This is a genomic window from Caulobacter sp. HMWF025, from assembly GCF_003060965.1.
Taxonomy (GTDB): Bacteria; Pseudomonadota; Alphaproteobacteria; order Caulobacterales; family Caulobacteraceae; genus Caulobacter.
Window position 1 is genome coordinate 13,912 of the sequence record NZ_QAII01000104.1, and the last position, 11,566, is coordinate 25,477.

At 69.1% G+C, this 11,566-nt stretch carries 8 protein-coding genes; 6 read left to right on the forward strand and 2 right to left on the reverse strand.

Annotated features, from left to right (window positions below):
• Positions 1–374 precede the first annotated feature (374 nt).
• Positions 375–833, forward strand: coding sequence for a hypothetical protein (locus DBR10_RS11475; RefSeq protein WP_108506157.1), 459 nt, complete (start codon positions 375–377; stop codon positions 831–833).
• A gap of 19 nt (positions 834–852) precedes the next feature.
• Here the strand turns inward: DBR10_RS11475 and DBR10_RS11480 are convergent, their stop codons facing one another.
• Positions 853–1,824, reverse strand: a complete 972-nt coding sequence (locus DBR10_RS11480) for an XdhC family protein (protein ID WP_108556348.1) — start codon at positions 1,822–1,824, stop codon at positions 853–855.
• Positions 1,825–1,925: 101 nt separating this feature from the next.
• Between DBR10_RS11480 and DBR10_RS11485 the strand changes: the two genes are divergently transcribed.
• Positions 1,926–2,801, forward strand: a complete 876-nt coding sequence (locus DBR10_RS11485) for a bifunctional regulator KidO (protein WP_108504677.1) — start codon at positions 1,926–1,928, stop codon at positions 2,799–2,801.
• Between the two features lie 162 nt (positions 2,802–2,963).
• On the forward strand, positions 2,964–3,668 hold the full coding sequence (locus tag DBR10_RS11490) for a glycosyltransferase family protein (RefSeq protein ID WP_108556349.1): 705 nt from the start codon (positions 2,964–2,966) through the stop codon (positions 3,666–3,668).
• A 52-nt stretch (positions 3,669–3,720) separates the two neighbouring features.
• Here DBR10_RS11490 and ald read toward each other — a convergent pair whose 3' ends face one another.
• Positions 3,721–4,833, reverse strand: a complete 1,113-nt coding sequence (ald, locus tag DBR10_RS11495) for an alanine dehydrogenase (RefSeq protein WP_108490278.1) — start codon at positions 4,831–4,833, stop codon at positions 3,721–3,723.
• 119 nt (positions 4,834–4,952) lie between these two features.
• On the opposite strand from ald, the gene DBR10_RS11500 reads away from it, so the two are divergent.
• The 3 genes from DBR10_RS11500 to DBR10_RS11510 all read left to right on the forward strand — a co-directional run bounded on the left by DBR10_RS11500 (position 4,953) and on the right by DBR10_RS11510 (position 11,495).
• Positions 4,953–5,426, forward strand: a complete 474-nt coding sequence (locus DBR10_RS11500; protein ID WP_108490277.1) for an Lrp/AsnC family transcriptional regulator — start codon at positions 4,953–4,955, stop codon at positions 5,424–5,426.
• A 79-nt stretch (positions 5,427–5,505) separates the two neighbouring features.
• On the forward strand, positions 5,506–6,318 hold the full coding sequence (locus tag DBR10_RS11505) for a carbonic anhydrase (protein WP_108504676.1): 813 nt from the start codon (positions 5,506–5,508) through the stop codon (positions 6,316–6,318).
• 128 nt (positions 6,319–6,446) lie between these two features.
• Entirely contained in the window at positions 6,447–11,495 is a 5,049-nt protein-coding gene (locus DBR10_RS11510) for an alpha-2-macroglobulin family protein (protein ID WP_108556350.1), read from the forward strand.
• Positions 11,496–11,566 lie beyond the last annotated feature (71 nt).

The window sequence follows — 11,566 nt, forward strand, 5'->3', positions numbered from 1 at the left end:
CTGATCCCCTACTTGCCCCCTACGGGTCGCTTCGCGACCGTCTTCCCCCGGAGGGGGAAGATGAGGTCAGCGCGTTTCATCTTCCCCCTGCAAGGGGGAGGACGACCGGCGTCAGCCGGTCAGGAGGGGGATTGCGGCGCTGGCCGGGCTTTCCCTGACTCCCCTCCTCTCCGTCGCCAAAGGCGACACCTCCCCCTGAAGGGGGAGGATCTTGGGATCGCATCTCACACCGTCATCCCGTGGCTTGTCCACGGGACCTATTTGGCGGCTTCACGGTCGGCGGCCTGCTGGCCTGCTGGCCTGCGTGGACTTGGGGATCCGCCCGAACGCAGGGCGGTCCGGCTTCAGAAGGCCTCCTCGAGGGAACTTTCGTCTTGCGGACGCTCGACCTCTGGCTACGCTCGTGCATGGCCAAGCTCCGGAAAGCTTTCATTCTCAGTGTTGCCTTGGTCCTGCAGCCCTTGAGCAGCTCGTTCGCAGCTTCACCACAACCCGGAACGGGCGAGTGGAGCTTGACGTGCATCGCGGGCAAGGATGAGTTCGCGTCAAACTGTGAAGCCGTGAAACTGACCCCTGGCTGGCGGCTCGAAATCAATACGGGCGATAGCCAGTTGTTTCTTTCGGTCCGTGCAGGCGTGTGCCCGACAGTGGGCGAGCAGAGCTCCTGGTGGCGTGACGAAATCGCGGGTCTGAGTGCGGAAAAGCGCGCCGCGAGGCTCAATCAGGCGCTGGAGAAAATGCACCGTTCGGTGCGACGGCAATGCCAAAGCGCGCTGTCGACTGGCCCCAGCCTCGACCATTTCCCTGACATCGCGGTTCACGGCGACCCCTAGGGACCCCGGATCGCCGATGTCAATCCACGGCTCGCCGCGCCAGGGCCGGATGACCGTGCCGTGTCGCCATGATCTCGCCGATCACGGCGACGGCCACCTCGAACGGGGCCTTGCCGCCGAGGTCGAGGCCGATCGGGGCGCGCAGGCGGGCCAGGTGCGCGTCGGTCAGGCCGGCGGCTTTAAGGCGGTCGAGCCGTTCGCCCAGGCGTCGCCGGGCCCCCAGCAGGCCGACATAGGGGGCCGGTGAGGGCAGGGCGGCCATCAGGGCGGCATGGTCCAGCTCGAGGTCGTGACCGCAGATCGCCACGGCGGTCCAGGCATCGAGGCCGATCGCCGCCAGGGCCGGGCCGACGGCCTCGCGGCTGTAGCCGACGCCGTGCAGGGGGGGCGGGGCGGCCGGGCCCTTGGGCCTGACAAGGGTGGTTTCAAAGCCGGACTGGGCCCCCAGGCCGGCAATGGCCAGGGCCGTGGGGTCGCCGCCCAGCACCACCAGCCGGGGCAGGGGGGCGAAGGCCCGGGTGACGGCCCCCGGCCAGGATTGCGGGGGCGTTTCCGCACAGACGCGGGTCTCACCATCGCTGGTCCAGACCGCCGGGGTCCGGGCCCGGGTCAGGGCCAGAAGTGTGGTCGCCGCCGGGTCATCGGGCAGGATCCGTTCGACCAGGATTTCAATCCGCGCCCCGCACAGCAGCCGGATGTCCGGCCAGGGACTGCCCTCGCCATAAACGAGGCGCCGGGGCCGGCCGTCGTCCAGACAGCGCCGGGCGTGGCCCTCGACATCGGCCTCGATGCAGCCGCCGGACAGGAACCCCGATATCCCGTGTGCGCCGAACACCATCTGGGTGCCGACCGGGCGGGGACCACCGCCGCCCAGGGCAATGATCGTCGCGAGGGCGGCCGGGCCCTCGGCCAGCGCGGCCTGCAGGGCCGGTCGGGCGTCGTCGACCATGCCGAAGAGGGGCCAGTCGGGGTCCGGGCGTGCACTGTTCATTAAGGCTGACTTTAACCCCTCCGTAAGGTTCCAGAAACGCCTTCTTCAAACCTTGGGGCGTAGGGTCGTCCCCAGTTGATGTTCAATCGGCACGGATGCCCATGCCTATTTCGGTTTCAAAGCTTGGTCTGTCGGCCGCCCAGTTCGGCCTCGACGGCATGACGTCCGCGCCGCGCGGCCGCTCGCCTGAAGCTGAAGCCCGTGACATCCTCAATATTGCCGCCCGTTCCAGCCTGTCGGTTCTGGATGCCTCCGGCGTCTATGGCCGGGCCGAGTCGGTTCTGGGCGACCTGATTCCGCGTCCGGTGTCCTTTCGGGTGACCCTGTCGTCGGCCCGGGCTGACCGGGGGGCCGATTTCGTCGAGTCGGAGGCGCGTGCCTCCCTGCGGCGGCTGGGCCTCGAGCGCGCGGATGCGATCATCGTGCAGTCGCCGTCGGAACTGTTCGGCCCGCATGGCGCGGCCCTCTGGGACCGCCTGGCCCGGCTGCGCGATGAGGGCCTGTTCGCCAAGATCGGCGTTTCGGCCCATGCCAGTGACGATCCGGTCGGCGTGGCCCGCCGCTTCAAGCCCGACATTCTGCAGGCTCCGGCCAGCCTTCTGGACCAGCGCCTGCTGGCCGACGGATCCCTGGCCCGCATCGCCGGCCTGGGGGTCGAGGTGCAACTGCGCTCGATCTTCCTGAACGGCCTGCTGTTCCTGCCGCCCGACCGCGTCCCCGCCCAGCTGAAAGGGGCCTCCGGGCGCCTGTCGCGGGTGCGCCGGATGATCGCCGAGGGGCGCTCTGATCCCCTGCAGGCCGCGCTCGGTTTTGCCCTGTCGCGTCCCGAGGCCAGCGCCGTTCTGGTCGGGGTGGCCTCGGCCGCCGAACTGTCGGCCGTGGTCGCCGCCGCCTCGAGCCCGCCGCCGGACCTCGACTGGGACGAGATGGCCATCGACGATCCGGTGGCGCTCGATCCGCGACGTTGGGTCGCCTAGGCCTCGGCCCGAATCAAGCCCGACACTGGTGACGGTCCATAAGCGCGACCCTGCGTCCGCGGGTTCGCGTCTATGGTTTACGCGCCATAAGTTTTTGATTCATCCGACTTTTATGAATCCCGGCTAGGCTGTCTGGAACGATAGAGCCAAGGGAAGACCGCCATGATCCTCGCCGTCCTGCAGGCCCGAATGGCCGCCGGCCGCCTTCCCGGCAAGGCCATGGCGACCCTGCGCGGCGAGCCGATGATCCTGCGCCAGCTGGAGCGCCTGCGCGCGTCCCGGCGGGTGGGCAAGATCATCGTCGCCACCAGCACCGACGCCTCGGACGACGCCCTGGCCGGTTTTCTGGTCTCGCGCGGTCAGGCCGTGCATCGCGGGGCCGGCTCCGACATTCTGGATCGTATCGCCCGCTGCGCCGAAGGCATCAGTGCGGTCAGTCATGTGGTCCGGCTGAAGGGCGATGCGCCGTTTGTCGACGCCGCCATCGTCGACGAGGCCATCCGCCTAGCCCAGGTCAGCGGGGCCGCCTACACCTCCAACCGCACGCCCCGAACCTACCCGGCCGGGCTGGAGGTCGAGGTGATCACCGCCAATGCCCTGCGACTGGCCGCCGATGATCCGCGCGATCCGATGGGCCGGGTCTCGCCGACGGCCGCCATCCGCCATGATCCTGTCCGGTTTCCGCAGGCCAATCTGACGGCGGCGCGCGACTGGTCGCGGCTGGACTGGCGGGTCAAGACCGCCGCCGACCTGGCCTTTGCCCGCTCGGTCTATGACGCCCTGTATCCGGCCGATCCGGCCTTCAGCATGAATGACGTCCTGGACATGGTCGAAAACCGCCAGGACCTCGCCCGCTTCGCGGCCTGACCGAAGCCCGCGCCGACCGACCGAGGCCAGCCAGCGCGGATCGGTGTTTCAGCTAGTTCCAGGCTCCGTAGGGGTCGTCCGAGGTCTTGCCCAGGGCCTGGGCGACGGCCGGATGGGTCAGCTGGCCGTGCAGGACATTGAGGCCGCGGGCCAGGTGGACATTGGTCTTCAGGGCGTCGAGGCCGTGGTCGGCCAGGGCCAGGCCGAACGGCAGGGTGGCATTGCCGAGCGCTTCCGACGAGGTGCGCGGCGCGGCCCCCGGCATGTTGGCCACGCAATAGTGCACGACGCCGTCGACCGTATAGGTCGGCTCGGCATGGGTGGTCGGCTTGCTGGTTTCGAAACAGCCGCCCTGGTCGATAGACACATCGACCAGCACCGAGCCCGGCTTCATCTGCGACAGGTGTTCGCGGCGCACCAGCTTGGGAGCCGCAGCCCCGGCCGTCAGCACGGCCCCGATGATCACGTCGGCTTTCAGGATCTCTTCTTCCACGGCCGCGAAGGTCGAGTAACGGGTCAGGATGCGGCCCTGATAGAGGTCGTCCAGTTCGCGCATGCGCGGGATCGAGCGTTCCAGCACCACGACCTCGGCCCCGAGGCCGGCGGCCATGCGGGCGGCATTGGAGCCGACGACGCCGCCGCCCAGCACGACCACGCGGGCCGGGGGCACGCCGGGCACGCCGCAGAGCAGCAGGCCCATGCCGCCATTGTGCTTCAGCAGGGTCTCGGCCGCCGAGAACACGGCGATCCGGCCGGCCACTTCCGACATCGGGGCCAGCAGCGGCAGGCCGCCACGGGCGTCGGTAACGGTCTCATAGGCGATGGCCGCGCAGCCGCTGTTCAGCAGGCCTTCGGTCTGGGCCGGATCGGGGGCCAGGTGCAGATAGGTGAAGAGGATGTGGCGCGACTCAAGCTTCTCCCACTCGATCTTCTGGGGTTCCTTGACCTTGATGATCATGTCGGACCCGGCGAAGACGGCGGCGGCGTCGGGGGCGATGGTCGCACCGGCCCGGACATAGGCCTCATCCGCATAGCCGGCCCCGAGGCCAGCCCCGGTCTGGACCAGAACGCTGTGACCGTGTCCGACATATTCGCGGACGGCCGTGGGGGTCAGGCCGACCCGGTGTTCGCCCGGTTTGATCTCTGAAGGGACGCCGACGCGCATGATGATTTCCTCCAAGGTGATTTTGACGCCAGTCTGCGCCTCTCCTTTCGCAAGTTCCCGGGCTATTTCATGTGTAGGGAACCGTGTTATGCAGGATCCCTGCGTCTGGAGATCAATCTGTGAAGAAACCCGTCGTCCAGCTCGACAGCTTCGACCGGAAGCTTCTCAACCTGCTGCAAAGGCGGGGTCGGTCCAGCTATGTCGAGCTGGCCCAGGCCGTGAACCTTTCGGAGTCGGCCTGCCTGAGACGGGTCCGGGCCCTGGAGGAAACCGGCGTCATTGCCCGCTACGCCGCCGTCATCGACGAGCGCATCGCCGGCCTGCCGCTCAGCGTCTTTGTCACCGTCACCCTGTCGTCCCAGGCCGAGGCGACGCTCAGCGCCTTCGAGAAGGCGGTGGCCAATGTCCGCGAGGTGGCCGAGTGCTATCTGATGACCGGGGGGTCCGACTATCTGCTGCGGCTGGTGGTGCGGGATGTCGATGATCTTGAGCGGGTGCATGCCCAGGAGCTGACCCGCATCCCCGGCGTCGTTCGGGTGAGCTCCAGCATCGCCATGCGTACCGTGGTCAAGCGCGCTGAATTGCCGCTGTAGCCAGGCCGCATTGCCTACTATCGGTTAACCTTGGCTCTCTAGCGTGCCCCGGTCAAAACGCGCCGTATCGGGGGACGAAATGGTTTCGAGACGACTGCTTCTGGGGGTTCTGGCCACGGGCCTAGCGGGCTCGCCGCTGGTCGCCCTCGCCGAGGGCGATGACCACCATGCGCCCGCGCCGCGCAAGCCTGCCGCGCCCAGGCCCCGCGCCCCGGCCGCCGCTGCACCGGCACCCGCTCCGGTCCGCTCGACCGTCAACGAGTATCCCAAGCCGATGCAGACCGAGCCCGAGGAGGTCTTCGTCAATCCGGACGAAGCCCTGGGCCGCCTGAAGCACGGCAATGCGATCTTCGCTCGCGGCGGCGCCAGCATGGCCCTGCCCAGCTGGGCCCGGATCAATGAGCTGGCCGCCGGCCAGAAGCCCTTTGCGATCATCGTCGGCTGCTCAGACAGCCGGGTACCGCCGGAACTGGTCTTCGACTGTAGCCTGGGCGAGCTGTTCGTCGTCCGGACCGCCGGCTCGACCGTCAGCCGCGAGGGCCTGGGCTCGATCCTCTATGCCGTCGAACATCTCGGGGCACCGCTGGTCGTGGTTCTGGGTCACACCAAGTGCGGCGCGGTCGGCGCGGCCGTCGACGTCGCCACCAAGCATGCCCACCTGCACGGGGCCCTGTTCGACATGGCCCTGCCGATCCTCCCGGCGGTGCTTGAAGCCGAGGAAAGCCAGCCGGCCGACCTGCAGGACGCTTCGATCCGCCGCAACGCCATCAACATCGCCGAACGCCTGAAGACCGCCGATGAGGCGTTCAGCAGCCGCATCGCCGCCGGCCGGCTCAAGGTGGTTTCGGCCGTCTACAGCCTGCAGACGGGGCAGGTTGAGTTCATGGGCTGAGGCCCGGCCGGCCATCGCCTCAAACCGTCGCCGCAGAACTTTGAAAACCTTCATGGTCTCGCCGTTGACCGGAGACCCCGCATCGGCTCACATCGATCACCTTGGGGTCGAGTGGGAAGGGACGCGGCATGTCCACGGACGGGACGCAGCCGGACGGCAGCGCGGATCATTGGACCGCACGCTTCCCGTGGCTTGAGCGCTTGCGCGAGCGGCTGCCGCAGGATCCCCGTTCACGCCTGATCGCGGTCGCCGTAGGGGCCCTGGTCGTCGGTTTCGGCGGCGGGGTCCTGGCCGGCAAGGTCTCGGACGTGATCCAGCTGGGTGGCGCATCGACGGCGACCGCCGCGGCCCCGGCCAAGGGCGAGGCCTGGTCCCTGTTCGGCAAGCCCCGGTCGGCCAAGGCCCCCCGGCGCGGGATTCCCAAGCCCGAGGGTTTCGCGGTCTGGCAAAGCCGGATCGACAGCAGCGGCCCCGACCCGATGGCCTGCGTCCAGATGAGCCGGGCGCTCGATCCGTCGAAGCCCTATGCGGACTATGTGCTGCTCTCGCCCGATCTCGGTCGCCAGCCGGCCATCCGGGTCAAGGGCGACGAGATCTGCGTCGGCGGCGTCGGCTTTACCGACCACCGCGTCACCCTGCTCAAGGGTCTGCCCGCCAAGGGCGGCGAGACGCTGGCCGCCAATGCCGATGTCGACTTCACCTTCGGGGAAAAACCGCCCTATGTCGGCTTTGCCGGCGACGGCGTGATCCTGCCGCGCGAGGACGCCGACGGCGTGGCCATCGAGACGATCAATGTCCAGACCCTGGCCGTCGAGGTCTGGCGGGTTTCGGACCGCAATCTGGTCCGCAAGTCGATCAGCGCCCCCGACCCGACCGGCGAGGGCGACTGGGCCGGCGACTATGGCGAGGACAGCGCCGGCGAGGACGGACGCCGGGTCTGGAAGGGCACGGTCCCGGTTACCGGGACCAGCGGCCAGAAGGCCACCACCGTGTTTCCGCTGGGTGCCGTTCTGAAGGACATGAAGGCCGGCGGCTATCTGATCAAGGCGCGCGACGCCTCGGGCGGCCGCGATCCCGACGAGGACGGCGACACCCCGCCGGCCCAGGCGCGGCGCTGGATCGTATTCACCGACATGGCCATGCTGGCCTATGACGGCTCGGAATCCCTCGATGTCGTGGTCCGGTCCCTGAAGACGGCCAGGACCCTGTCGGGGGTGCGTGTGGCCCTGGTCGCCCGCGATGGCGAAGACCTGGCCGAGGCGAAAAGCGATGCCGAAGGCCGTGTCCGCTTCCTGCGGCCGCTGCTCGAGGGCCAGGGCTCAGAACGGGCCAAGATGGTCATGGCCTATGGTCCCCAGGGCGACCTGGCCGTGCTGGATCTGGACCGCTCGCCGGTCGACCTCTCCAAACAGGGCGTCGGCGGCCGCGAGGACGCGACAGCCGGACGCGCGGCCCGCACCGACATCGACGGCTATCTCTATGCCGATCGCGGCATCTATCGCCCGGGCGAGACCGTGCACCTGACGGCCATGGTCCGCGACCGGATGGCCAAGGCGGTCAATGACCGCAAGGGCGAGATCGTGGTCCGACGCCCGTCGGGCGTCGAGTTCCGGCGCTATCCGTTCAGCCGTGCCGATGCCGGGGCCGTGCTGGCCGAGATCGCCCTGCCGCGCTCGGCCCCGCGCGGTCGCTGGTCGGCGGAGCTGAAGATCGAGGGCATCGAGGCCGCCGCCGGCAGCCTGGGCTTCAGCGTCGAGGACTTCGCGCCGCAAAGGCTGGCGGTCACGGCGACAGGCCAGGACTCGGTGCCGCTCGGGGTCGGCGAGACCCGCAAGGTCGATGTCTCGGCCCGCTTCCTCTATGGCGCGCCGGGCTCGGGCCTGCAGACCCAGGGCGAGGCCCGGCTGCGGGCCGACAATGATCCCTTCCCCGCCTACAAGGACTATCGCTGGGGCGACGCCGATGCGCCGTTCGACGAAAAGTTCCTCGATCTCGGCACGACGGTGACCGACGGCGAGGGCCGGGCCGTGCTGTCGGTGAGCAGCGAACTGGCCGGTGACACGGCCCAGCCGCTGATCGCGGCCGTGACCACCTCGGTGTTCGAGCCGGGTGGCCGGCCGGTGCGCGAAGGCCTCGACCTGAAGATCCGCGCCAAGCCGCTCTATTTCGGGGTCAAGATCGACCAGGGCGACTCGGCCAAGGGCGATCCGCCGGTCAGCCTCGAGATGATTGCGGTCGATGCGGCCGGCAAGCGGGTCGGAGCCACGGCGACCTACACCCTGATCAGCGAGAACTGGAACTATGACTGGTTCCAGCAGGATGGCCGCTGGCAGTGGCGTCGCACCAGCCGCGATGCGGTGGTGGCCAAGGCCACGGTGAACATCGGCGGCTCCTTGCCCGCCCGGTTCACCCGTCGTCTGGGCTGGGGCGACTATCGTCTGCTGGTCGAGGGGGCCGACGGCTCAAAGACCGTCACCCGCTTCGCCGCCGGCTGGGGCTCGCCCGCCAAGGACGCCGAAGCGCCGGACTTTGTCCGGGTCAGCGCCGGGACCAGGGCCTATCAGCAGGGTGATACCGTCGAGATCACCCTGAAGCCGCCCTATGCCGGACAGGCCCAGGTGGCCGTGGCCACCGACCGGCTGATCGACCTGAAGACCGTCACGGTCGGCGAGAAGGGCACGACCATTCGCCTGAAGACCTCGGCCGCCTGGGGCGGCGGGGCCTATGTAATGGTCAGCGTCATCCAGCCGCGCGACCCGGTGGCCTCGCCCAAGCCGCGCCGGGCCCTCGGTCTGGTCTATGTCCCGCTGGATCCCAAGGACCGCAAGCTGACGGTCGATCTGGGCACGCCCGTCAAGATCGACTCCAAGGCCCCGGTCGAGATCCCGGTGGCGGTCAAGGGCCTCGGCTTTGGCCAGCGGGCCCGGGTGACGATCGCCGCGGTAGATGAAGGGATCCTGCGCCTGACCCGTCAGGACAGCCCCGATCCCGTGAAGTGGTACTTCGGCAAGCGTGCCCTCGGCGTCGACTATCGCGATGACTATGGCCGCCTGCTCGATCCCAATCTGGGCGCGCCTGCCAATGTCAATTTCGGCGGCGACGAGGTCGGCGGCGAAGGCCTGACGGTGACGCCGATCAAGACCGTGGCCCTGTGGTCGGGCGTGGTGGAGACCGGGCTCGACGGCAAGGCGGTGGTCAAGCTGCCGGCCGCTGACTTCAACGGCGAGCTGCGCCTGATGGCCGTGGCCTGGACCGATACGGCCGTCGGCTCGGGCTCCAAGCCCCTGACTGTCCGTCAGCCGGTCGTGGCGGACCTGAACCTGCCGCGCTTCCTGGCACCTGGCGACAAGGCCATGGCGACGCTCGAACTGCACAATGTCGAGGGCAAGCCTGGCGCCTATTCCGCTGAGGCCTTCTCGACCAATGGCCTCAAGGTGACTTTCCGCAAGGTGTTCCAGCTGATCCTGGGCCAGCGCATTGCCGAGAAGATCCCCTTCCTGGCGCCGGACGTCACCGGCATCGGCAAGATCGGCTTCAAGGTGGCCGGCCCGGGCTTTGCGACAGCCAAGGACTATCCGATCCAGACCCGGCTGGGCTGGGGCGACGTGGTCCGCACCACCACCGAACCGCAGGCCCCGGGGCAGGGCTACACCCCGTCCTATACCCTGATGTCGGGACTGGCGGCCGGGGACGTGACCCTGCAGGTCAGCTATTCGCCGTTCAAGGGTTTCGACCCGGCGGCGATCGCGGTGGCGCTACAGCGCTATCCTTACGGCTGCACCGAGCAGCTGGTCTCGACGGCCTATCCGCTGCTCTACGCCCAGAGCCTGTCCAGCGATCCCAAGCTGAAGCGCACGCCGGCGGCCCTGGCCGGGGCGGTGGGCAAGCTGCTGGACCGCCAGACTCTCGACGGAGCTTTCGGCCTGTGGCGGGTCGGTGACGGCGAGGCTGATCCGTGGCTCGGGGCCTATGCCACCGACTTCCTGCTGGAAGCCCGGGCCCAGGGCATCCCGGTGCCGGACGCGGCGATCGACAAGGCGATGAGCGCCATGCGCCAGGTCAGCCGCCCCGACGGCTGGGCCTCGGTGGCCTATCGCATGGAGTATCCGCAGTGGTGGGCCCAGACGCCCGAGCTGTCGACCAAGGCCACCCAGCGCATGCGCCGGCGGGCCAGCGCCTATGCCCTCTATGTGATGGCCAAGGGCGGCAAGGGTGACCTCGCCCGCCTGCGCTGGTGGCACGATGTCCAGATGAAGGACGAGGACCAGCCGATGGCCAAGGCCTATGTCGCGGCCGGTCTGGCCCGGATGGGCGACCAGGCCCGGGCCCGCTCGGCCATGCGCCAGGCGGTGAAATCGCTCGGCTATCGTGATGACCAGGACTGGTACCAGAGCCCGCTGCGTGACGTGGCGGGCCTGACCGCCCTGGCCGTCGAATCCGGTCAGGCCGACATCGCCCGCCAGCTGCAAGGTCGGCTGGAAAATGTGGTCAAGGACCCTGACGCCCTCAACACCCAGGAACAGGCGGCCGTCCTGCACGCGGCCTATGCCCTGTTGAAGGCGGCCGGACCGATCTCGATCGAGGCCAAAGGAGCCACGGCCCTGCCGCCGGCCGGCGGGGCCCCCCGCTGGGCGGTCGGCAAGCTGGCCGACAGCCGCTTCACCAATACCGGCAAGGGCGTCCTGTGGCGGACCGTCAGCGTGCGCGGCACGCCGACCTCGGCCCCGGGCGCAGCAGCCAACGGGCTGTTCGTCAGCAAGCGGCTGCTGTCGATGAGTGGCGGGGCGATTGATCCGGCGACGATCCGCCAGGGCGACCGGGTGATCATCCTGGTCTCCGGCCGGTCGATGCAGGCGCGTTCGACGGCCCTGGTGGTCGACGATGCCCTGCCGGCCGGGTTCGAGATCGAGACCACGCTCGGGGCCGACGACGCCCAGGGCGGGCCCTACAGGTTCCTCGGCGAGCTGACCGGAGCGGACGTCCAGGAAAGCCGCGACGACCGCTTCATCGCGGCCCTGGACCTGGAGGGCAACAAGCCCTTCGCCCTGGCCTATGTGGCGCGGGCCGTGACGCCGGGCGAGTTCTTCCTGCCGGGCGCGGTGGCCAAGGACATGTACCGGCCGGCCATCCAGGCCCGGTCGGAGTCCGGGCGTACGGTCATCGCGCCGGGGCCGTGAGGGTGATGCGCCGGTTCGTCTTCCCCCTCCGGGGGAGGAGCGCTGAAAGCGCGGAGGGGGCAAGTGACGCG